At 71.6% G+C, this 21592-nt stretch carries 25 protein-coding genes and 1 tRNA gene; 9 read left to right on the top strand and 17 right to left on the bottom strand.

Annotation, left to right across the window (positions count from 1 at the left end):
• The first annotated feature begins 31 nt into the window (after positions 1-31).
• A complete protein-coding gene (locus tag ACIBTU_RS04020; protein WP_399124311.1) occupies positions 32-811 on the top strand; it encodes a TetR/AcrR family transcriptional regulator in 780 nt (259 codons plus the stop codon).
• On the opposite strand, the gene ACIBTU_RS04015 is transcribed toward ACIBTU_RS04020, so the two are convergent.
• From ACIBTU_RS04015 to ACIBTU_RS04000, 4 genes are all read right to left on the bottom strand, one after another.
• Positions 808-1278 carry a PPOX class F420-dependent oxidoreductase gene (locus tag ACIBTU_RS04015; RefSeq protein WP_399124310.1) on the bottom strand — a complete coding sequence of 157 codons (471 nt, stop codon included), beginning with the start codon at positions 1276-1278 and terminating at the stop codon, positions 808-810. The genes ACIBTU_RS04020 and ACIBTU_RS04015 overlap by 4 nt on opposite strands.
• A 25-nt stretch (positions 1279-1303) precedes the next feature.
• Entirely contained in the window at positions 1304-2122 is an 819-nt protein-coding gene (locus tag ACIBTU_RS04010) for a YceI family protein (RefSeq protein WP_188337861.1), read from the bottom strand.
• A 218-nt stretch (positions 2123-2340) separates the two neighbouring features.
• The gene (locus tag ACIBTU_RS04005; protein WP_399124309.1) at positions 2341-4878 is read right to left on the bottom strand and encodes an MFS transporter; all 2538 of its coding nucleotides are present in this window, start codon (positions 4876-4878) and stop codon (positions 2341-2343) included.
• 19 nt (positions 4879-4897) lie between these two features.
• A complete protein-coding gene (locus tag ACIBTU_RS04000) occupies positions 4898-5404 on the bottom strand; it encodes a MarR family winged helix-turn-helix transcriptional regulator (RefSeq protein ID WP_399124308.1) in 507 nt (168 codons plus the stop codon).
• Between the two features lie 198 nt (positions 5405-5602).
• Between ACIBTU_RS04000 and ACIBTU_RS03995 the strand changes: the two genes are divergently transcribed.
• The gene (locus ACIBTU_RS03995; protein ID WP_399124307.1) at positions 5603-5812 is read left to right on the top strand and encodes a hypothetical protein; all 210 of its coding nucleotides are present in this window, start codon (positions 5603-5605) and stop codon (positions 5810-5812) included.
• A gap of 28 nt (positions 5813-5840) precedes the next feature.
• On the opposite strand, the gene ACIBTU_RS03990 is transcribed toward ACIBTU_RS03995, so the two are convergent.
• The 5 genes from ACIBTU_RS03990 to ACIBTU_RS03970 all read right to left on the bottom strand — a co-directional run bounded on the left by ACIBTU_RS03990 (position 5841) and on the right by ACIBTU_RS03970 (position 9505).
• The gene (locus ACIBTU_RS03990) at positions 5841-6641 is read right to left on the bottom strand and encodes a hypothetical protein (RefSeq protein ID WP_399124306.1); all 801 of its coding nucleotides are present in this window, start codon (positions 6639-6641) and stop codon (positions 5841-5843) included.
• 129 nt (positions 6642-6770) lie between these two features.
• A complete protein-coding gene (locus ACIBTU_RS03985) occupies positions 6771-7700 on the bottom strand; it encodes an RNA polymerase sigma factor SigF (RefSeq protein ID WP_399124305.1) in 930 nt (309 codons plus the stop codon).
• Positions 7701-7946: 246 nt separating this feature from the next.
• Positions 7947-8771, bottom strand: a complete 825-nt coding sequence (locus tag ACIBTU_RS03980; RefSeq protein ID WP_399124304.1) for an RNA polymerase sigma factor SigF — start codon at positions 8769-8771, stop codon at positions 7947-7949.
• Between the two features lie 214 nt (positions 8772-8985).
• Positions 8986-9279, bottom strand: coding sequence for a Dabb family protein (locus ACIBTU_RS03975; protein ID WP_399124303.1), 294 nt, complete (start codon positions 9277-9279; stop codon positions 8986-8988).
• Between the two features lie 52 nt (positions 9280-9331).
• The gene (locus ACIBTU_RS03970; RefSeq protein ID WP_188337853.1) at positions 9332-9505 is read right to left on the bottom strand and encodes a hypothetical protein; all 174 of its coding nucleotides are present in this window, start codon (positions 9503-9505) and stop codon (positions 9332-9334) included.
• 455 nt (positions 9506-9960) lie between these two features.
• Between ACIBTU_RS03970 and ACIBTU_RS03965 the strand changes: the two genes are divergently transcribed.
• The gene (locus ACIBTU_RS03965; protein ID WP_399124302.1) at positions 9961-10350 is read left to right on the top strand and encodes a hypothetical protein; all 390 of its coding nucleotides are present in this window, start codon (positions 9961-9963) and stop codon (positions 10348-10350) included.
• A 70-nt stretch (positions 10351-10420) separates the two neighbouring features.
• Here ACIBTU_RS03965 and ACIBTU_RS03960 read toward each other — a convergent pair.
• The 4 genes from ACIBTU_RS03960 to ACIBTU_RS03945 all read right to left on the bottom strand — a co-directional run bounded on the left by ACIBTU_RS03960 (position 10421) and on the right by ACIBTU_RS03945 (position 12070).
• Positions 10421-10505, bottom strand: a tRNA-Ser gene (locus ACIBTU_RS03960).
• Between the two features lie 10 nt (positions 10506-10515).
• On the bottom strand, positions 10516-11052 hold the full coding sequence (tadA, locus tag ACIBTU_RS03955) for a tRNA adenosine(34) deaminase TadA (protein ID WP_399124301.1): 537 nt from the start codon (positions 11050-11052) through the stop codon (positions 10516-10518).
• A 59-nt stretch (positions 11053-11111) separates the two neighbouring features.
• Positions 11112-11663 (bottom strand): hypothetical protein, encoded by a 552-nt coding sequence (locus ACIBTU_RS03950; RefSeq protein WP_399124300.1) that lies wholly within the window; start codon positions 11661-11663, stop codon positions 11112-11114.
• 197 nt (positions 11664-11860) lie between these two features.
• Positions 11861-12070, bottom strand: a complete 210-nt coding sequence (locus tag ACIBTU_RS03945; protein WP_399124299.1) for a hypothetical protein — start codon at positions 12068-12070, stop codon at positions 11861-11863.
• Between the two features lie 139 nt (positions 12071-12209).
• Here ACIBTU_RS03945 and upp point away from each other — a divergent pair, with 139 nt between their 5' ends.
• Entirely contained in the window at positions 12210-12845 is a 636-nt protein-coding gene (gene upp / locus ACIBTU_RS03940) for a uracil phosphoribosyltransferase (RefSeq protein WP_399124298.1), read from the top strand.
• Between the two features lie 107 nt (positions 12846-12952).
• On the opposite strand, the gene ACIBTU_RS03935 is transcribed toward upp, so the two are convergent.
• Together ACIBTU_RS03935 and ACIBTU_RS03930 are read right to left on the bottom strand one after the other, a co-directional pair.
• Positions 12953-13597, bottom strand: a complete 645-nt coding sequence (locus ACIBTU_RS03935; RefSeq protein ID WP_399124297.1) for a LytR C-terminal domain-containing protein — start codon at positions 13595-13597, stop codon at positions 12953-12955.
• A 102-nt stretch (positions 13598-13699) separates the two neighbouring features.
• Positions 13700-13996, bottom strand: a complete 297-nt coding sequence (locus tag ACIBTU_RS03930; protein ID WP_003955420.1) for a type II toxin-antitoxin system VapB family antitoxin — start codon at positions 13994-13996, stop codon at positions 13700-13702.
• Positions 13997-14117: 121 nt separating this feature from the next.
• Between ACIBTU_RS03930 and ACIBTU_RS03925 the strand changes: the two genes are divergently transcribed.
• Positions 14118-15737 (top strand): helicase HerA-like domain-containing protein, encoded by a 1620-nt coding sequence (locus ACIBTU_RS03925; RefSeq protein ID WP_399124296.1) that lies wholly within the window; start codon positions 14118-14120, stop codon positions 15735-15737.
• Between the two features lie 302 nt (positions 15738-16039).
• On the opposite strand, the gene ACIBTU_RS03920 is transcribed toward ACIBTU_RS03925, so the two are convergent.
• The gene (locus ACIBTU_RS03920; RefSeq protein ID WP_399124810.1) at positions 16040-16636 is read right to left on the bottom strand and encodes an HhH-GPD-type base excision DNA repair protein; all 597 of its coding nucleotides are present in this window, start codon (positions 16634-16636) and stop codon (positions 16040-16042) included.
• 107 nt (positions 16637-16743) lie between these two features.
• On the opposite strand from ACIBTU_RS03920, the gene ACIBTU_RS03915 reads away from it, so the two are divergent.
• Both ACIBTU_RS03915 and ACIBTU_RS03910 read left to right on the top strand, forming a co-directional pair.
• On the top strand, positions 16744-18777 hold the full coding sequence (locus ACIBTU_RS03915) for a penicillin acylase family protein (protein WP_399124295.1): 2034 nt from the start codon (positions 16744-16746) through the stop codon (positions 18775-18777).
• Entirely contained in the window at positions 18774-19346 is a 573-nt protein-coding gene (locus tag ACIBTU_RS03910; RefSeq protein WP_399124294.1) for a GNAT family N-acetyltransferase, read from the top strand. The genes ACIBTU_RS03915 and ACIBTU_RS03910 overlap by 4 nt, the downstream gene beginning before the upstream one ends.
• An 18-nt stretch (positions 19347-19364) precedes the next feature.
• On the opposite strand, the gene ACIBTU_RS03905 is transcribed toward ACIBTU_RS03910, so the two are convergent.
• Positions 19365-20126: a sulfite exporter TauE/SafE family protein gene (locus ACIBTU_RS03905; protein ID WP_399124293.1), complete on the bottom strand. Its 762-nt coding sequence runs from the start codon at positions 20124-20126 to the stop codon at positions 19365-19367.
• 182 nt (positions 20127-20308) lie between these two features.
• Here ACIBTU_RS03905 and ACIBTU_RS03900 point away from each other — a divergent pair, with 182 nt between their 5' ends.
• Entirely contained in the window at positions 20309-21220 is a 912-nt protein-coding gene (locus ACIBTU_RS03900) for a LysR family transcriptional regulator (protein ID WP_399124292.1), read from the top strand.
• A gap of 41 nt (positions 21221-21261) precedes the next feature.
• Positions 21262-21588, top strand: coding sequence for a cupin (locus ACIBTU_RS03895; RefSeq protein ID WP_399124291.1), 327 nt, complete (start codon positions 21262-21264; stop codon positions 21586-21588).
• The last annotated feature ends 4 nt before the right edge of the window (positions 21589-21592 follow it).

The raw sequence follows: 21592 nt of genomic DNA, 5'->3' as shown, positions 1-21592 counted from the left end.
TCCCCACGACGATCTTTGAGAAGGTGTCCCGATGGCGAAGGCAGCGCGGATGAGCGTCTGGCTGGAGGAGACGGACCCGGCCAAGGCGCCGCGCGGCCGGCGCACCGAGCAGCCGAGCGGTCTGGACCGGGAGCGGATCACCGAGGTCACGGTGCGGCTGCTCGACGCCGAGGGGCTCGCCAAGTTCTCCATGCGACGCCTGGCGGGCGAGCTCGGGGTCACCGCGATGTCCGTCTACTGGTACGTCGACACCAAGGACGACCTGCTGGAACTGGCCCTGGACCGGGTCTTCGGCGAGCTCGGGATCGCCGAGGACGGTCCCGCGGAGGACGACGACTGGCGGGAGTGGCTGCGCGACCTGGCCACCACGTACCGGTCGCTGATCGTGCGGCACCCATGGATCTCCCCGCTGGCCGGCAACTTCCTCAACATCGGCCCGAACGCGCTGAAGTTCTCCTTCGCCGTGCAGCGCATCGTCGCCCGCACCGGCCTGTCCCTGCCCCGGCAGCGCGGCGCGATCGCGTCCGTCTTCCAGTTCGTCTACGGCTACGGGACGATCGAGGGCCACTTCCGGCAGCGGTGCGTGGAGGTGGGCATGACCCAGGACGAGTACTACACGAAGGCCATGGCCGGGTTCTCCGCGCCGGCGGAGATGGCCGAAGCGGTGCGGCACGCCGAGCAGTTGATGGAGCAGGGACCCGAGGGCGGCTCCGTGGACCAGGTCCTCGACGGCGACTTCGAGGTCGCCCTCGACCTCCAGATCGCGGGCATCGAGGCACTGGTCGCCCGGGAACGCGCGGCGCAGTCCTAGTCCTGTTGTGCCAGCCGCGCCGGAAAGCCGCCGGTGGCCACCGGGCCCCAGCGCTCCGGCGTGACCCGGATCAGGGACTTCCCCTGCTTCACCATGGCGGCCCGGTACTCGTCCCAGTCCGGGTGCTCGCCCGAGATGTTCCGGAAGTACTCCACGAGCGGCTCCACGGACTCGGGCGCGTCGATCACTTCCGCCGTGCCGTCGACCTGGACCCAGGGCCCGTTCCAGTCGTCGCTCAGCACGACGACGCTCACGCGCGGGTTCCGCTTGGCGTTGCGGGTCTTGGCCCGCTCGGGGTAGGTGGAGACGACGATCCGCCCCGAGTCGTCGACCCCGCAGGTCAGCGGGGAGGCCTGCGGGGTGCCGTCGGCGCGGGTGGTGATGAGGAGGGCGCGGTGCCGGGGCCGCACGAAGTCGAGCAGTTCGTCGCGGGTGACCCGGTTGCTGCTTGCGATGTTCGAAGCCATACGGCCCACCGTAGGGCCGCCCGGGTCAGGCGGCGGGGAGGGTGTCGCCCTGGACGGCCTGGATGTCGAGTTCGACCTTGAGGGTCGCGCCGATCGCCGCGATGCCGGCCTGCACGACCTGGTTGTAGTTCATCGCGAAGTCCTCCCGCTTCAGCTCGGCCGTCGCCTTGAACGCGGCACGGGTGCCGCCCCACGGGTCCGCCCCGGTGCCGAGGTAGCTCAGCTCCAGGTCGACGGGCCGGGAGACCCCGCGCATGGTCAGCTCCCCGTGCACGGTCCAGCGGTCGGTGCCCGCGGGCTCAAGACCGGTCGACCGGTACGTGATCTCCGGGTACGCCTCGACGTCCAGGAAGTCCGGCGACTTCAGGTGACCGTCCCGCATGCCGTTGCCCGTGTCGATGGACGCGGCCTTGATGACCGCCTCGACCCGCGACTTCTCGACGTCCTGCGCGATCTCGACCCGCGCGCCGAAGTCCGTGAACCGCCCGTGGACGGACGTGATCCCGAGATGCTGCGCGGTGGCCGCGACCGTGGAGTGCGCCGGGTCGACGGTCCACGGCCCGGGCGGCGGCAGCTCGGCCCCGCCCTGCCGGGCCAGGACGACGGTGCCGACCTCGGCCCGCCCCGTGGCCGTCACCAGCGCGGTGGAGGCGGCCGGCGCGTAGCCCACGGCCGTGACGATCACCGTGTACGGGCCGGGCGTCAGCGGGCTCGCGTCGTGCACGGCGCCCTCGTCGTCGGCCTCGGCCCGCAGCACCTGCGCGCCGGTCATGTCGGTCACCGTGACGACGGCGTGCGGCAGAGCCCACCCGTCCCGCGTACGGATCCGCGCACTGAGTCCCATCAGTCACCACTCCTAGCTCAAGCTCATGTTCCTGCGTACGTGCGGGAGTCGGTCGTCTCCCGCACGTGAAAGGGCCCCGGACCGCGGCGTCTCCGGCCGTCCCCTGCCGTTAACGACGCCACACCGTCCGGGGCCCCTTTCCCACATCCGGGCCGGTGCGGCGCGCGTCTCCGCTCGAAGCGCGCGCCGACCTTCAGATGGCCCGGCGTCCTGTTCGACTACTCGCCGGGGTGGGCGAGCTCGATGTCGTGGCCGTCGACGCCACTGCCCTGCACCGAGAGGTGCGTGGCCACCGGCGGGTACCCGGTCGCGATGACCGTGTAGTCGCCGCCGTCCAGGTCGGTGAAGGCGTACGCGCCGTCCTCACCGGTGGTCGAGGTCGCGACCACGTTGCCCGCGGCGTCGATCAGCGTGACCCGGGCGTCGTTCAGCGCCCGGCCCGTGGCGCGCACGGTGCCCTGCACCTGCGAACCGGAGTTCAGCTCGATCTCGACCCGGGTGACACCCGTGCCGCCGACCTCGACGGGCAGCGCCGTCGGACGGTGGCCCGCGGCGTTCACCGCGACGGTCACCGTGCCGGGCACCAGCTCGGCGAAGGTGAACTCGCCCTCCTCGCCGGAGAGCCCGGTGGCGAGCACGTCACCGCGCACGTCCGTGACGATGACCATGGCGCCGGTGACCGGGTCCTTGGTCTCGGCCGCCTTCACGACACCGCTGAGACCGCTGGTGCCGCTGAGGAGGATGTCGTACGTGACCGGCTCCTCGCCGACGACCACCGTGGAGGCCTGCGGCTGGTAGCCGTCGGCCGAGGCGATCAGCACGTACGAACCGGCGCCGGGGGCGTCGACCGCGTAGGCACCGTCGCCCTGGGCGACCGCGCGGCCCAGCTGCCGTCCGCCGAGGGAGATCAGCGTGACCGCGGCGCGGGCGACCGGGGCGGACTCGGCGCCGCGGACGAAGCCGCGGACCGGGGTGCCGCCGCCCGCCGCACCGGCGGCCTGCGCCGGAGCGTCACCGGCGACCGAGGCCACCGCGGCGAGCTGCTGCGTCTGGGTGTCGGCGACGGGCGCGGAGGAGGCGGCGACCAGGCTGGGCACCTTCTCCTCGGCGACCGGAGCGACCGGGGCGGAAGCCGCGGCGGCCGGGGCGGAGTCGCCCTGGGCGGCCTGCTCGAGGGCACCGGACGTACGCAGCGGAACCTCCTTGATGAAGAGCGTCACGACGAACGCCAGCGCGGCGATCGGGGCGACGTACAGGAAGATGTCGGCGATGCCGTGCCCGTACGCGCTCTCCAGCCAGTTGCGCACCGGGGCGGGCAGCAGGTCCATGTCCGGGATCTGACCGGAACCGGCGGCCTTGCCGGCCGCGGCCTGCGCCTGCGGGTCGAGCTGGCCGATGGTGTCCTTGGCGTAGTGCGAGATCCGCGTGGTCATGACCGAGCCGAGCGCGGAGACGCCGATCGCGCCACCGAGGGACCGGAAGAAGGTCACGACGGACGAGGCGGAACCGAGGTCCTGGGGGGCGACCTGGTTCTGGGTGCAGAGCACGAGGTTCTGCATCATCATGCCGACGCCGAGGCCCATGAGCGCCATGAAGATCGCGAGGTGCCAGTACGGGGTGTCGTAGCGCATCGTGCCGAGCAGGCCGAGACCCGCGGTCAGCAGGACGCCGCCGGAGACCAGCCACGCCTTCCACTTGCCGGTCTTGGTGATGACCTGGCCGGACACGGTGGAGGAGACGAACAGACCCGCGATCATCGGGATCGTCATGACGCCGGACATCGTCGGCGACTTGTCCCGGGCGAGCTGGAAGTACTGCGAGAAGAACACGGTGCCGGCGAACATCGCGACACCCACGAGCAGCGAGGCCAGCGAGGCCAGCGTGATCGTGCGGTTCTTGAACAGGCGCAGCGGGATGATCGGCTCGCTGGCCTTGGACTCGACGAACAGGAAGATCAGCGCCAGGGCGATCGCGCCGCCGACCATCGAGTAGGTCTGCCACGACAGCCAGTCGTACTTGTCGTCGGCGAAGGTGACCCAGACGAGCAGCAGGCAGACGGCCGCGGTGACGAAGAAGGCGCCGGCCCAGTCGACCTTGACCTTCCGCTTGACCACCGGGAGGTGCAGCGTCTTCTGCAGCACGAACAGCGCGATCAGCGCGAAGGGCACGCCGACGTAGAGGCACCAGCGCCAGCCGAGCCAGGAGGTGTCGGTGATGACGCCGCCGAGCAGCGGACCGCCGACGGTGGCGACGGCGAAGGTGGCGCCCAGGTAACCGGAGTAACGGCCACGCTCACGCGGGGAGATCATCGCGGCCATGATGATCTGCGCCAGGGCGGACAGACCGCCGGCGCCGATGCCCTGGATGGCGCGGGCGCTGATCAGCATCCCCGGGTTCTGCGAGAGACCGGCGATGACGGAGCCCACGACGTAGACGACGAGGGCTATCTGGACGAGGGCCTTCTTGCTGACGAGGTCGGCCATCTTGCCCCACAGGGGCGTGGTGGCGGTCATCGCGAGCAGCGAGGCGGTGACGACCCAGGTGTAGGCGGACTGGCCGCCGCCCAGGTCGCCGATGATCTCCGGCAGCGCGTTGGAGACGATCGTCGACGAGATGATGGCGGCGAACATGCCGAGCAGCAGCCCGGACAGTGCCTCCATGATCTGGCGGTGCGTCATGGGAGCGCCGGAGTCGGGGGCGGCGCCTCCGTGCTTGGCATGGCTGCCCCGCACACCGGCCGGTGTGGATGTTGCCATGGGATTCCTTTTCTTACGTCTATGCGGGTGTACGGGTGGGGGACTGCGCCGGGACGGCGTCGGTGACCGGGACGTGGGCTCGTGCGGAGCCCGTGGTCCGGCAGTCCCCGAAGCTGTCGCGCAGCCGGGTCATGAGGGTGATCAACTGGTCGACCTCGTCGTCGGACCAGTCGCTCAACCGGTCGGCGAGCAGCTGCGTGGTGCGCTCGTTGAGCACTTCCAGCTGCTTCGAGCCCATGTCGGTGAGGCTGAGGATGCGCGAGCGCTTGTCGGCCGGGTCGGCGTTCCGCTCGATCCAGCCGCGGTCGGCGGCGTGCGCGACGTGCCGGCTGGCGACCGACACGTCGACGGCGAGCAGCTCGGCCATGCGGCTCATCCGCATGGCGCCGTAGCGCGAGAGCAGGGTGAGCACGGCGGCGGTGCCGGCCGGGCAGTCGTGCGGCAGTATGCGCGCCATGTCCCGCTTGACGGCGCCGAAGGCGCTGAACTGTCGCGTGAGCTCGTCGTAGCGACGCTGTGCGGCCACAGCTGCTCCTCCTGACAGAAACCTTATTCGTTGCTTAGGGCAACCATAGAAGCAGTTGGTTGCCGCAGGCAAACGAAATGGGGGTGCGGAAGCCTAAAATCACGGCAAAGGGGAAGTGTGAAGGGGTAAAGCTGCAGCTCAAGTGGCATCTGTGCAGGCTGTGGCGCCTGTCGCGCCGATTCGCTAGGGTCCTGCCCCATGGCACACAACCCCCAGGGCCCGGGCCCCGAAGGCAACTACGACCCCGCGGGCAGCACCCAGATGTTCCGCGCATTCGTCGACGAGCAGCCCCAGGGCGCGCCCCGACAGGCGGCCCCGGCGAAGTCCGGCCCCGGTGCGGGCCTGATCATCGGCATCGTGGTCGCCGTCGCGGTGATCGCGGCGGTGGCGTGGCTGGCGCTCGGCTAGCTCCTGCGTGAGCTCCGGTTCCCGGAGCTCAGTCGGCTTCCACCGTGACGTCGCGCGTCTCCAGGTGCATGCCCAGCGGTACGCGCCAGGAGTCGACGCACACCTTCCAGGTCTTCTCCTTCTTCTCCCCGGCCTCGATCGGCACGGGGAGCTTCTCCGTGTTCTCGATGGTCGCCCAGTCGACGCCGAGCGCGCCGATGATGTGCGTCTCGAAGGTCACGGTGCCCGAACGCACGGCGCTGCCGCCGGAGTTGAGCAGTTTCAGGGTGACGTCCTGGCACCAGCGCCGATCGGTGTCGTCGAGTCCCGGGTCGCCGACGAGCTTGAGCAGGGCGGGGCCGCCGGTGGACGGCTCGCCCGAGGGGTCCGGCGGCGAGGTCCCGGGCGCGCTCGGGCTCGTACCTGTACCCGTGCCCGTACCTGTACCGGTGTCCGTACCTGAATCCGTGCCCGTGTCGCCCCCGGAGCCGGAGCCGGAGCCAGGGCCTGTGCCGCCACTGCCCGCCTGGGTCTCCGAGCCGGGCGACGCCGGGCCCGTGCCGTCCCCGGCGCCCGGAGCGGCCGACCCGCCGTCCCCGGAGCCGCTCGTCCCGCCCCCGGACGCCGATCCGGCGGAGCCGTCCGCGTCGTCGCGGGCCGCGCCGGACGGGCCGGGTGGATCCAGTGGGACCAGCTCGACCTTGCCGCGGGGAGCCGCACCGTGGCCGGAGGCGTCGGCGGGGCCGCCCGCCGCACCCACCGCCACATAGCCGGCCCGTGGGGCCTCGCCGCCGAGCGTGAACGCGGCGGTTCCACCCAGGCAGACGGCGGCGACCGAAGCGGCCGCCACAGTCGCCCCTCTACGACCTCGCACCCATGCGCGCACCATCGCGCCAGTGTGTCTGACGGTCCGTCAATTAGGAACCCCGCGACGGGAATCCCGATGGCTCGGGGTCCCGGTGTCGCGGGGCTTCGGGTGTCAGTCGGCGATCAGGCCTTCCCTGAGCTGGGCGAGCGTGCGGGTGAGCAGCCGGGAGACGTGCATCTGCGAGATGCCGACCTCCTCGCCGATCTGGGACTGCGTCATGTTCCCGAAGAAGCGGAGCATGATGATGCGGCGCTCGCGCGGCGGCAGCTTGGCCAGCAGCGGCTTGAGCGACTCCCGGTACTCGACGCCCTCCAGGGCCGTGTCCTCGTACCCGAGGCGGTCCGCGAGGGAGCCCTCGCCGCCGTCGTCCTCGGGGGCGGGCGAGTCGAGGGAGGACGCCGTGTACGCGTTCCCCACCGCCAGGCCGTCGACGACGTCCTCCTCGGAGACGCCGAGCACGACGGCGAGCTCCGGGACGGTCGGCGAGCGGTCCAGCTTCTGGGAGAGCTCGTCGCTCGCCTTCGTCAGCGCGAGCCGCAGCTCCTGGAGCCGGCGCGGCACCCGCACCGACCAGGACGTGTCCCGGAAGAAGCGCTTGATCTCGCCGACCACGGTCGGCATCGCGAAGGTCGGGAACTCCACGCCCCGCTCGCAGTCGAACCGGTCGATCGCCTTGATCAGGCCGATCGTGCCGACCTGGACGATGTCCTCCATCGGCTCGTTGCGACTGCGGAAGCGGGCCGCCGCGTAGCGCACCAGCGGCAGGTTCAGCTCGATGAGGGTGTCGCGCACATAACCCCGCTCGGGGCTGTGCTCGTCGAGTGTGGCCAGCCGCAGGAACAGGGAGCGGGACAGGGTGCGGGTGTCGAGGGGCCCCGACGCCTCAGGGCTCTCCGGGGCCTGGGCCGGCACGGCGGCCGGAGCAGGAGCGGGCGGAGTGTCGATCAGCGCGGCGGTCGCGGACTCGCTCAGGTCACCGGACGCGACGGATGCGTCGGGCGTGAGCGTGAGCACCTTCGAGCTGCCCTGGTCTGCGGACATGCCACCCCCTTGAGGTCGCGGACGGTCACGGCGGACGCTCCCGTCATTTAGGAGCGCAGCCTCCACCTGAATACCGGAGGGAAGGCCGCGCCAAACGCGGTTCCAGCAGAATGTCACATGTCGGCAACGCGCTGTAGTGACATGTCGACATGGATAGGGCGAAAACGCGCTGATAACAAGGGGTGTGGCCGAAGTTGGCGGGGTTTCTGTCGAGAAATCTCTGCGGAGCCGGTCTACCCGATTCAGCTACGCGTCGATCCTGTTTGCGGATCGAAGTCGCGCGAAACTACGCGCGAGGAGCCTTGACACATGCATCTGCGAGACACCCAGTTCGGCGCTGATCTGAGATTGCGTCAAGTTCGAGTAGTAGCGCAGGAGAAGGATCCGCTGCTCGCGCTCCGGCAGCTGCACGAGGAGGTGCCGGACGAGGTCGCGGTGCTCGACGCCGTCGAGTTCGGGGTCCTCGTAGCCGAGCCGGTCGAGCAGCCCGGGCATCCCGTCGCCCTCCTGCGCGGCCTCCAGCGAGGTCGCGTGGTACGAGCGTCCGGCCTCGATGCAGGCGAGCACCTCGTCCTCGGCGATGCGCAGCCGCTCGGCGATCTCGCCGGTCGTCGGGGAGCGCCCGAAGGCGGTGGTGAGGTCCTCGGTGGCGCTGGTGACCTGCACCCACAGCTCGTGCAGGCGTCGGGGCACGTGCACGGTCCGCACGTTGTCCCGGAAGTAGCGCTTGATCTCGCCGACGACGGTCGGCATCGCGAAGGTGGGGAACTGGACGCCCCGGTCCGGGTCGAACCGGTCGATGGCGTTGATGAGCCCGATCGTGCCGACCTGGACGACGTCCTCCATCGGCTCGTTGCGGCTGCGGAAGCGGGCCGCCGCGTACCGCACGAGCGGCAGGTTCGCCTCGACGAGCGCCGAGCGCACGCGGGTGTGCTCGGGGCTGCCCGGCGGCAGGTCCTTGAGTTCGGCGAACAGCACCTGGGTGAGCGCTCGGGTGTCGGCCCCGCGGGTCTTCGCGGTCGGTGCTTGCGGCGCCTGAGGCGCAGTACTGGCCGGCACGGTCAACCCCACCTCTATCCGTCAACTGTTTGAGTCAACTCATCGGTCAAAAGCGGTCATAGCATCACAAGACATGTGCACTGTGTGCAAGCACCGCATAACTACGTGTTGAAGGGCGAGTTGGGGTGTTAAACCTGGCGCCGGACATGGAACGGCCCTTCACCGTTCCCGGTGAAGGGCCGTTCGGTCGTGCGAGAGGAGGCCACCGCGCGGGGCCTCGGCAGGCTCAGAACTCGTAGTCGGCGATCACCCAAGTGGCGAACTCCCGCCACTGCGCGACACCCGCCTGGTGGGCCGGGTGCTCCAGGTAGCGCTTGAGGGCGTCCGCGTCGTCGACCGCCGAGTTGATCGCGAAGTCGTACGCGATCGGCCGGTCGGTGATGTTCCAGTCGCACTCCCAGAAGCGCAGCTCGGGGATCTGCTCGCCCAGCACGCGGAAGGCCTTCACGCCCTCGGCCACGCGGGGTTCGTCACGGCTGACGCCGTCGTTGAGCTTGAAGAGGACCAGATGGCGGATCACAGGTGCTCCAGGCGGTGCCGTACGCGCGCGCGAGACGCACGCGTGGATGAACTCACTGGCCGCCGTTGGCGACCCATGTCATGAAGTCACCGACCGCCTGGGCGGCGGAGGATATGCCCTCGAAGCCTATCTGGACGTAGTCCGCGGCCTTGGCGGGGTCCGTGATGACCACGTAGAGGACGAAGACCACCGCGACGTACAGACCCACTTTTTTCGCCTGCACCACGCTCGGCCTCCCCTGTCCCTGTAGCCCCTGATCGCCGGCGGCGAGTGTATCCCGGACATCTGTTCACCCGGCCTTTAAGGACCAACGGCCCTGCGGTACGGGCCGTTTGCCGCGCTCGCAGGGGGGTGCGGTGACGCAGGATGGATGACGAGCCCGGAGGACCTGGCAGGAATCCGAAGGGCAGGGACGAGCCCCCGACTGCGGGGCCCACGCCGCACCTCCCCCCGAGAAAGCGGCGCGGGCTACGGGGACCGTCCTCACCGGGGGGAGCGGCTTGTCCCCCCGATGCCGCTCCCCCCGACCTACTTCTCTCAGTGGGTGGAGATGCAGAACGCCCCTCCGCGACGGTGCCGGGAATTGGGCCTAATGGCCGGGCAGGTCGGCCCATGTTGCACATGAGGCAAAAGGTGCATCATGGGCGTGTAGGTGAAGCTGGCGCCGGGAGGTGGGTCCTCATGCCCGATCAGATTCTCGGGAGGGGCCGAACCACGACCGCAGAAGCCTTCTGGTACGTCCTAGGCTGCCTCTGGTTCGGGGCGAACTACTTCGCGAAGGTCCCGGTGAAGAGAGCTCTCGGCGAGTACGGACTGGCCGAGCCGACTGGGGCGGAGAAGTTCTGGTACGTGGTGATGAACATTGCCCTCGGGGCCGGATACTTCGCGAAGGTCATCGCAAAGAAGGCGCTCTCCGAGACTCGATTCGATGCCCCCACCGCGCAGCTGATGCTTGCCTCCTCGAGGCAGGCTTCCCAGATCGCCAACGGTCCTGCCGGTCGTGTCGACCAGTGGCCGCGCGAAGCGGGCTCCGGGCCCAGCGCCCGGCCACCTGAAGAGCGCGCGTCCTGAGGCGTAGCCCAACTGAGACGGAGCAGCACGAAGGGCCCGGTCCTGATGGACCGGGCCCTTCGTCTACCTGCGGTAGCGGAGGGATTTGAACCCTCGGTGACTTGCGCCACACTCGCTTTCGAGGCGAGCTCCTTCGGCCGCTCGGACACGCTACCGAGAGGAACTCTAGCCCAAAGATGGCCGAGGTCTGAAATCCGTATCCCTGAAGAAATGGATCAGGGGCTGTGCGCACTCCTCGGCGAGCACGTCCGCGACGACCTCGGGGCGGTGGTTGAGGCGGCGGTCGCGGATCACGTCCCACAGGGAACCGGCCGCGCCGGCCTTCTCGTCACGGGCTCCGTAGACGACCCGGTCGAGGCGGGACTGCACGATGGCCCCCGCGCACATCGTGCACGGCTCCAGGGTGACGACGAGGGTGCAGCCGGTCAGCCGCCACTCGCCGAAGGCCTCGGCGGCCCGGCGGATCACCAGGACCTCGGCGTGCGCGGTGGGGTCGCCGGTCAGCTCGCGCTCGTTGTGCGCGACGGCGAGCACGGTGGTGCCGTCCGGCGCCAGCACGACGGCACCGACCGGCACGTCACCGGCCGCCGCCGCGAGCCCGGCCTCGGCCAGGGCCCGCCGCACGGCCGGCTTCCACGGATCCCGCACCGGGTCGGGCGGTCCGTCGGGAGAGACGTCGGAAAAGGCATCGGGGGATGTCACGCGCCGGAATCTATCCCGGCCGGCGCGCGGACCGCCCCCGCGCCGTCCTCTACGGGCCTTCAGCGCACCGTCTCGAGCACCTCCGCGGCGCCGAGCACCTCGGCGATCTCGTTCAGCGCCTCCCCGGCGCCGAAGCTCAGCAGGTCCGCCTCGGCGACGCCGAGGTCGGCGAGGAGCGCGGGGTCGCCCAGCGGGCCGGGCGGCACGATCTCCCCGTCACCGCCCTCGTCCTCGTCACCGGCGGCCGAGGCCTCCGGTTCGCCGTCCTCGGTGCCGTCGAGGTCCAGCGCGTCCAGCTCGTCCTCGACCGCGTCCGGGTCCTTGCCGAGCAGTTCGTCGGTGAGCAGGATCTCGCCGTAGCTGCTGCGGGCTGCGGCAGCGGCGTCCGAGATGTAGATCCGGGGGTCCTCCTCACCGTCCACGCGGACGACGCCGAACCACGCGTCCTCCTGTTCGATGAAGACGAGAACCGTGTCGTCCTCGGCGCCGGCCTCGGCCGCCGCCTCGCGGGCCAGATCGGCCAGGTCGGACAGGGTCTCCACGTCGTCGAGCTCTGTATCGCTCGCTTCCCACCCGACTTCGGTGCGCGCGAGCAGTGCGGCGAAGTACACCGTGACTCTCCCACTGGTCTCAGGTGTGCCGGTCGGGGGTCCCCCCGGCGTCGGACGGCGGGAGCCGGGACCGGCCCCACCACTCGGAATCGTGGCAGAAAGTACGGCTCCAAGAGAGGTCTTCCGCACGCTGTGTCGGCGGCGCGCCCTCGCCGGGCGTGTCGCGTGCGAGCCGTCGCCTGCCCTTCGCCGGTGTGTCACCAGCGAAACGTGCGCATCCTCATCTGCTGGCGCATGCGCGCGGCCCGTGCGCGGCGCGGCTGGACCCGGGCGCGCAGCTCGCGCGCCTCTGTCAGTTCCCGCAGGAACAGGGCGCGGCGCCGCCTGCGCTCGGCGTCCGTCTCCGGCTCCGGGGCCGCGCCCCCGGACTCCGGGTCGGGCTCCGTCCCTTGCTTGCGGTCCGGCATCGGCGACACCACCACCCCAGTCGACGAGTCCCTTCCACTTTCTCTCCACCGGCCCGTCCGATGCCAGTGCGCGGCAGGGGGCAAGTGAGGCGGGTGCGCGGGGGAGCCGGGGCCCCGGGGCACGGTTACTGTTGAGGACATGCGGATCCATGTCGTCGACCACCCACTCGTGGCGCACAAACTCACCACGCTGCGCGACCAGCGCACCGACTCCCCGACCTTCCGGCGCCTGGCCGACGAGCTGGTCACCCTGCTCGCCTACGAGGCGACCCGGGACGTGCGCACCGAGCAGGTCGACATCGACACCCCGGTGTCGCGGACGACGGGCGTGAAGCTCTCTCACCCGCGCCCGCTGGTCGTGCCGATCCTGCGCGCGGGCCTCGGCATGCTCGACGGCATGGTGCGCCTGCTCCCCACCGCCGAGGTCGGCTTCCTCGGCATGGTGCGCGACGAGGAGACCCTCCAGGCCTCCACCTACGCGACCCGGATGCCGGACGACCTCTCGGGCCGCCAGGTGTACGTCCTGGACCCGATGCTCGCCACGGGCGGCACGCTCGTCGCGGCGATCCAGGAGCTCATCAAGCGCGGCGCCGACGATGTCACGGCCGTGGTGCTCCTCGCCGCGCCGGAGGGCGTCGAGATCATGGAGCGCGACCTGGCGGGCACCCCGGTGACCGTGGTGACGGCCTCGGTCGACGAGCGCCTCAACGAGAACGGCTACATCGTCCCGGGCCTGGGCGACGCGGGCGACCGCATGTACGGCGCCGCGGAGTAATCGCCCCGCGAGCAACCACACGAAAGCCGCCGTCGCGACTGCTCAGTACCTGGCAGGACGCGACGGCGGCTTTCTGTTGTCCGGAAACCGGTGAAGACCAGCGGGAACTAGCAGCGCGACTTCGCGGGCGCCGGCTTCGGATGGGTCAGCGCGGCCAGCGACTTGTCGGCGTCGGGCCGGGGCGACAGTTCCTTGAACGTGTCGCCGATGATGAGATCGACCTCGGCCGGCTTCTCGCGGGCGTCAGCCTTCAGCTCGGCCCCGGCCAGCTGCGTCCCCAGTACGGGGAGCGCCGCGTCGGTCGCCGAGGTCGCGCCGAGCAGTATCCCGGTCCCCTTGACCTTCTTGTCGTACTCCTTCGTCGCGTTCCCCACCTCGCCGATCTTGAAGCCGCGCTTCTTCAGCTCGTCGGCGGTCTTCTTGGCGAGGCCGCCGCGGGGGGTCGCGTTCAGCACGTTGACCGTGATGCCGCCGGGGGCCGGGAGCTTCTTCGCCGCCTGTGCGGGGGAGGCGGAGGCACTGGGCTTCGCCTTGCAGTGCGCGGAGCCGGCGTCGGCCGCGGTCGCCTTGTCGCCGCCCGTGAACACGTCGACGAGCTGGAAGGAGCCCCAGCCGATCAGGCCGACGGCGGCGACGGACGCGACGACGGCGAGCACGATCCGGGTACGTGAGCGGCCGCGGCGCATGCGGGGGTACTTGTCCCCCGTGATGCGGTACTTGCCGCCCATGCCGGGGGGAGTGAGCATGCTCATGGGCGCAGCGTAGTGCCGCTCGCCGGTGATTCCTATTAAATGATCAGGCGAGATGTCCCGTACGACCCGAAAGGGTCAATCCGGGCCGCCGCTGAGGGCGGGTCAGCCGAGTTCGAGGACGCGGGCGTGCAGGACCTGGCGCTGCTGGAGTGCGGCGCGGACCGCGCGGTGCAGTCCGTCCTCCAGGTACAGGTCGCCCTGCCACTTCACGACGTGCGCGAAGAGGTCGCCGTAGAACGTCGAGTCCTCGGCGAGCAGGGTTTCCAGGTCGAGCTGGCCCTTGGTCGTCACCAGCTGATCGAGGCGGACCGGGCGCGGCGCGACGTCCGCCCACTGCCGGGTGCTTTCCCGGCCGTGGTCGGGGTACGGCCGGCCGTTTCCGATGCGCTTGAAGATCACACGGAAAGCCTACCGGGCAAGCCTCACCGGGCGCAGCCATGGAGACGGAGTGCGACTCTGGGAAATACCGTGCAGAAACGGGATGTACTGGGATCACGCCAGCCGGGGACAGGGGCCTGAAATGAGTGACAGCGAGCCGAAGGCGGGCGACCAGGGCGGCGGATCGGCCCCGTCCGGGTCAGACGGCGGCGTCACGTTGACGCCGGGCGGCGAGCTGCCCGCCGAGGCCCGCGAGATCGCCGCCGGATACGCCTTCACGGGACCCGCGCTCGACCTCGGCGCGCTCGTCTGGGACGGCGCGAGCCACCCCGACGCGCAGATCCGCATCCCTCTCACGATGCTGAACCGGCACGGGCTCGTCGCCGGCGCCACCGGCACCGGCAAGACGAAGACCCTGCAGCTCGTCGCGGAGCAGCTCTCCGCGCAGGGCGTGCCGGTGTTCCTCGCCGACGTGAAGGGCGACCTCTCCGGGGTCTCGGCGCCCGGCCAGGACGGCGACAAGGTGCGCGAGCGGTCCGGGCAGGTGGGCCAGAAGTGGTCCGGGACCGGCTTCCCCTGCGAGTTCTACGCACTCGGCGGCATCGGCACCGGCATTCCGCTGCGGGCGACCGTCACCAGTTTCGGCCCGGTCCTGCTCAGCAAGGTGCTGCGGCTCAACCAGACGCAGGAGCAGTCCCTCGGCCTGATCTTCCACTACGCCGACCAGAAGGGCCTGGAGCTCTACGACCTCAAGGACCTGCGGGCTGTCGTCACCTTCCTGACCTCGCCCGAGGGCAAGACCGAGCTGAAGGGGATCGGCGGGCTGTCGGCCGCGACCGCCGGGGTGATCCTGCGGTCCCTGACCACGTTCGAGGCGCAGGGCATGGGCGACTTCTTCGGGGAGCCCGAGTTCGACACGAGCGAGCTGCTGCGCACCGCGTCCGACGGGCGGGGCCTGGTCTCCGTACTGGAGCTGCCGGCCGTGCAGGACAAGCCGCAGCTGTTCTCCACGTTCCTGATGTGGCTGCTCGCGGATCTGTTCCAGGCGCTGCCGGAGGTCGGCGATGTCGAGAAGCCGAAGCTCGTCTTCTTCTTCGACGAGGCGCACCTGCTGTTCAAGGACGCGTCGAAGGCGTTCCTGGAGTCGATCACGCAGACCGTGCGGCTGATCCGGTCCAAGGGGGTCGGTGTCTTCTTCGTGACGCAGACGCCGAAGGACGTGCCGGGCGACGTCCTCGCGCAGCTCGGCAACCGCGTGCAGCACGCGCTGCGGGCCTTCACGCCCGACGACCAGAAGGCGCTCAGGGCGACCGTGAAGACGTTCCCGAACGCGGCGTACGACCTGGAGGAGCTGCTGACCTCGCTGGGGACCGGGGAGGCCGTGGTCACCGTGCTGAGCGAGAACGGGGCGCCCACGCCGGTGGCGGCGACGCGGTTGCGGGCGCCGGAGTCGTTGATGGGGCCTGTCGCGGTGGAGGCGCTGGACGCGGCGGTGCGGGGTTCTTCTCTGTACGGGCGGTACGCGGAGGCCGTCGACCGGGAGTCGGCCTACGAGAAGCTGAGCGCGGCCGAGCCTGCCCCTGCTCCTGCCCCGGACTCGGCTCCGGCTCCGGCGCCCTCGCGGCGGGCCGCGCCGAAGGAGGACGAGTCGCTGGTCGAGCAGGTGGTGGGCAGCGGGATCTTCAAGTCGCTGGCGCGGTCGGTGGGGACGCAGCTGGGCCGCGAGATCTCCCGGTCGATCTTCGGGACACGGCGCCGCTGAGGCGCGGCCTCGCGCCGTAGGAGCTTCGGCATCGATGCCGGGTGCCGGCTCGTGGGGCTTCTCGCGCCCCGCGGCGGAGCCGCTGATGTCACCGCCCCGCGCCCCTGAAGGCGCACTTCGTGCGCCCCAGGGCCTGCGAAGTCCTCCGCGCCCCCACGGGCGTCGCCAAGCGGTCTCTTCGCGCGCCTGACGGCGGTGGGTCGGGACAATCCAGCCTCTCCGGCGATTGAGGAGCGGGGGCCGGGGCGGAGCCCCTGGGGGTGCCGCCGTTGCCGGTCGCGACCTCGTCGCCGAGTGCCCCGTCAGCCCGACTTCGCGGCCTTGGCCGCCTTCGCCGCTGCCTTCATCTCCTGTTTGTGGGCGCGGACCTTGGTCAGGGATTCGGGGCCCGTGATGTCGGCGACGGAGCGGAAGGACTTGGCGGCGCCGTAGTCGCCGGCGGCCTCGCGCCAGCCCTTGGGGCGGACGCCGAGCTGTTTGCCGAGGAGGGCGAGGAAGATCTGGGCCTTCTGCTTGCCGAAGCCGGGCAGGTCGTTCAGCCGGGTCAGGAGCTCCTTGCCGGTGCCGACGCCCTCCCAGACGGCGGCCGCGTCCCCGTCGTAGTGCTCGACGAGGTACTGGCACAGCTGCTGGATCCGCTTCGCCATGGAGCCCGGATAGCGGTGCACGGCCGGCTTCTCGGAGAGCAGTGCGGCGAAGGCCTCGGGGTCGTACGCGGCGATCTCGTGCGCGTCGAGGTCGTCGGTGCCGAGCCGGTCGGCGATCGTGCGCGGCCCGGCGAACGCCCACTCCATGGGCACCTGCTGGTCGAGCAGCATGCCCACGAGCGCGGCGAGCGGACTGCGCCCGAGCAGCTCGTCGGCGGCGGGCTCCTGGGCGAGGTGGAGGGTGACGTCCATGCGGCTCATACGTCGATGATCGCGGGTGGGTGCGGGGGCTGCCAGCCGGCCCGCAGGGGTTATTAGGTTAGGCTGCCCTAATTAATTCGAGGGTGAGTGGGTGCAGGGTGCGGTTCGAAGTCTTCCGGGACGCGTGGGGGATCCCCCATCTGCGGGCGGGGGATCCGCTGTCCCTCGCGTACGGCCAGGGGTATGTGACGGCCGTCGACCGGGCCTGGCAGATCGAGGTCGAGCGGCACCGGGTGCTCGGCACGTCCGCCGCCTTCCTCGGCGCGGAGGCGGCCGGCTGGGACCGGTTCGCGCGGCGGGCGCGGCTCGCCGACACCGCGCGCCGCTGCCACGCCGCCCTGGACGAGGACACCCGCACCTGGCTGGACGCGTACACGGAGGGCATCGGCGCCGGTCTCCAGGTGGCGCGGGCGCCCGAGTTCGCGCGGGCCGGGATCGAGCCCGGCGCGTGGGAGCCGTGGACGGCGCTCGGGATCTGGCTGTCGACGCACGTCCTGTTCGCGGGGTTCCCGGCCAAGCTGTGGCGGGACGAGGTCGTGCGGCGGCTCGGGCGCGAGGCCGTGGAACTGTTCGCCACCGACGGGCCCGGCACCTCCGGCAGCAACGGCTGGCTGGTGGACGGGGCGCGCAGCGCGAGCGGCGCCCCGCTGATCGCCGGCGACCCGCACCGCTTCATCGAGGACCCGGGCGTCTACCAGCAGATCCGGCTCGCCTGCCCCGAGTTCGACGTGGCCGGGCTCGCCGTGCCCGGCGTCCCCGGCATCGGCCACTTCGGGCACGCGGGCGAGGTCGCCTGGGCCATCACCAACGCCATGGCCGACTACCAGGACCTGTACCGGGAGCGGCTGCGGCGCACCCCGGACGGCGGCGTCGAGGCGTTCGGCCCCGACGGCTGGGAGCCCGCGCACACCCACGAGGAGGCGGGCGTCGAGGTCGTCGAGACCGCGCGCGGCGTCGTCGTCATCGGCGGGCCCGGAGAGGGCACGGACGAGGGCGAGGGCATCAGCCTGCGCCAGCCCGCCCGCGTGTACGAGGACCTGGGCTTCGCCGCCCTCCCCGCCCTGCTGCGCGCCCGTACCGTCGCCGACGTCGACCGGGCCTTCGACCGCTGGGCCGAGCCGGTCAACGTCGTGCTGGCCGCCGACACCGCGGGCGGCCTGCTGCACCGCGTCGCGGGCACCGTCCCCGACCGCGACCCCGAGAACAGGCTGCGGGTCGTGCCCGCGTGGGAGGAGCGGTACGCCTGGCGCGGCCGGACGGAACCGCTGCCCCGGGCCGCGGTCGACACCGGCGTCGCCGTCATGGCCAACGAGCGCTCCCTCGCCGCCCCGCTCGGCGTCGAGTTCGCCCCGCCGCACCGCGCCCGCCGCATCACCGAGCTGCTCGCGGGCCGCCCGGTCTGGGACGCCGACGGCATGCGCGCCGTGCACACCGACACCCTGCTGCCCTCCGCGGGCCCGCTCCTCACCCTCGTAGAAGCACTCGACGGGCTGTCCCCGGAGGCGGCCGTGCTGCGCGGCGAACTCCTCGGCTGGGACCGGCGGATGGACGCGGACAGCGCGCTCGCCGCCGCGTACGCCCGGGTCCGCGCCGCTGTCGTCCGGCGCATCGCCGCGCACGACGCGCTCGCCCCGCTCACCGGCCTGATGCCCGCCTACCCGGACGTCTTCCGCCCGTGGCTGGCGCTCGTGCCGCGTGTCGCGTACGGCCTGGAGAACCTGCTGCGCCTCGACACGATCCCGTACGCGGAGCGGCTCGCGGCCGTGCGGGAGGCCGTCGAGGAGATCGCCGCCGAGCCCTCCGCCGCCACCTGGGGCGAGCTGCACCGGCTCGCGCCCTGGCAGGCGCTGCCCGACCCGGACGCCGCGTGGCCCGGCCTCGACGGCGACCACGACTGCGTGCTGTCGACGTCCGGGGTGCCCGGCATCACCGAGTTCAGCGCGCGCGGGCCCGCCGCCCGCTACGTGTGGGACCTCGCCGACCGCGCGAACAGCCGCTGGATCGTCCCCTTCGGCGCCTCCGGCATCCCTGGCGACGCCCACCACCGCGACCAGCTCCCCCTGTGGCTGCGCGGCGAACTCGCCCCGCTCGTCATCGACTTCGCCCTACTCACCGAGGAGCAGCACCCGTGACCGACGTGCACACACAGGAAGTGGACGGCTTCGGCACCTTCCGGATCACGCCCCTGGACCCGGACGGCGCCGACATCGACGTCCTGCACGGCTGGGTGAGCGAGGAACGGGCCGGTTTCTGGGGCATGACCGGCATCGGCCGCGAGGACGTGCGCGGCATCTACGCCCACATGGCCACGCTCGACACCCACCACGCCTTCCTCGTCCGCCTCGACGGCACCCCGGTCGCCCTCTTCCAGACGTACGAGCCGGAGGCCGACCGGGTCAGCGAGTGCTACGCCGTGCGGGACGGCGACATCGGCGCCCATCTGCTGGTCGCGCCGAGTGGTCCCGGGGGCGCCGTGCCCGGGTTCACCCCGGTGCTGGTGAGCGTCCTCATGGCGTACATGCTCGACGGGCTCGGGCGGCGGCGGGTCGTCGTCGAGCCGGACGCCCGCAACGCGAAGGCCGTCGCCCTCTTCGAGCGCACCGGCTTCGCACTGGCCGGGGAGATCGTGCTGCCCGAGGTCGACCTGCCCGAGGTCCACCTCCCGGAGAAGCGCGCCCAACTGGCCTTCTACACACGGTAAGTACTGGCGCTGACGGCCTCAGGTGCGGGCCACCAGGAACGCGGAAGCCGTGACGCCCACCGTGACGATCACGCCGCGCAGCGCGGCCGGCGGCAGCTTGCGGCCGAGCCGCGCCCCGAGCAGGCCGCCCGCCGTCGAACCGGCCGCGATCAGCGCGGCGATCGTCCAGTCGACGTCGGCGACCGCGATGAAGACGACCGCCGCGACCCCGTTGACCAGCGACGCGAGCACGTTCTTGGCCGCGTTCAGGCGTTGCAGGTCGTCATGGAGCACCGCGCCGAACATGCCCATCAGGAGCACGCCCTGGGCGGCGCCGAAGTAACCGCCGTAGACGCCGGTGCCGAGGACGCCGAGCCAGAGCGGGAGGCCGCCGTCGGTGCGGGAGGTCTCGCCGCGGCGCCGGGCGACCCAGCGGTTCAGGCGCGGCTGGAGCAGCACCAGGACGCAGGCCGTGAGGATCAGCACCGGCACGATCGCGCGGAACGCGGCGGCGGGCAGGGTGAGCAGGAGCAGCGCGCCGCCGAGCCCGCCGAGCAGCGAGGCGGCGCCGAAGCGGAGCAACCGGGCGCGCTGGCCGCGCAGTTCGCGCCGGTAGCCGTAGGCGCCGCTCAGGACGCCGGGGACCAGGCCGACGTTGTTGGAGACGTTCGCGAGGACCGGCGGGACGCCGAAGGCGAGCAGGGTCGGAAAGGTGATCAGGGTGCCGGATCCGACCACCGCGTTCATGCCGCCGGCGGCGACCCCGGCGGCCGTGATCGCCACGGCTTCCCAGATGTCCATGTGACTCCCTCTGTATGGCTGAACGGGTCGGCACCCGCCGGGAGTTCGCGACCTCCGCGGCGGGTTGCCGCCCTGGGCCGTCCCGTCGTTGATCGTCCGCCCGAGCACTGACCCAAGTCAATCCTCGGGTTTTCTTGCACATCCCCAAGCCGCAACTTGGATCTTCGGTAAGTTGTGGGCCCATGACCCTCGACGACCTCCGCGTCTTCGTCGCCGTCTGCCGCGCCGGCAGTCTCAGCGCCGTCGCCCGCGACCTCTCCTGCACCCAGTCCGCCGTGAGCCAGCACGTCAAACGACTGGAGAAGGAGGTCGGCATCGGCCTCCTGGAGCGCCACCCGCGCGGCGTCGTCCCCACCCCCGCCGGACGCGTCCTCCAGGCCGCCGCGGCCGACGGCATCGGCGCCCTCGACCAGGCCCTGCGCCACCTCGGCGACCTGGCCCGCGGCGAGAGCGGCTCGGTGCGGGTCACGACCGGAGCCACGTCCGTACGGCATTTCATGGCCGAGGCGATCGTCGACTTCCGGCGCGACCGTCCGCAGGTCAGCCTGGAGTTCCAGACGGTCAGCTCCAGCCGCAGCTGCTTCGAGGCGCTCGCCGCCCACGACCTCGACCTGGCCTGGATCACCATGGGCACCCCCGCCCGCGGCATAGAACTGCGCCCCGTCGTCGAACTCCCCTGGGTCCTCGCCGTCCGCGCCGACGACCCGCTCGCCGCCGCCACCGCCGCGAGCCCCGCCGACCTCACCGACTCGGCCCAGCTCATCCTGCCGCCCGAGCACTCCACGTCCCGCGGCCACCTCGACGACCGGTTCGCCGAACTCGGCATCGCCCGCTCCACCGCGACCGGCACCGGCATCGCCGACTGGGACACCGCCGTGCACCTCGCCGAGCTCGGCCTCGGCCACGCCGTCGTCCCCGACCTGCCCGGACTGCGCGGCCCAGGCCACCCCGGCCTCACCCTGGTCCCGGTGCCCTGCCTGCCGCCGCTCCAGGTCGGCTGGGCCGTGCGCCGCTGGTCGGCCCTCTCCCCGCTGGCCCGCGCCTTCGCCGACACCGTCGCCCGCACCTGCCCGGCGCCCGGCCCGATCGGCTGACACACATCGCGCCTGGCGCCGCCGCGCGGGACCCTGGCCCCATGACCACCATCCACGACCTCACCGCCCTGGCCGAGGACCATCTGACCGCCGCCCGGTCCGCCGCGCACGGCCGCAGCGCCGAACTCCTGATCCGCGAGGACCCCCTGCGCCTCAGCGTCATCGCCCTGACCGAGGGCAACGCGCTGGAGGAGCACAACGCCCCCGTGGCCGCCACCCTCCAGGTCCTCCGCGGCCGCGTCCGCCTCACCGCCGTCTCCGGCGACATCACCCTGACCGAGGGCGAACTCCACGCGATCCCCCAGGAACGCCACGGCCTGACGGCGCTCACGGACGCGGCGGTCCTGTTGACGGCGGTGACGGCCTGACCTG

The organism is Streptomyces sp. NPDC050145 (assembly GCF_044460245.1).
GTDB lineage: Bacteria > Actinomycetota > Actinomycetes > Streptomycetales > Streptomycetaceae > Streptomyces.
This window is presented reverse-complemented; position numbering and strand designations above follow the sequence as displayed.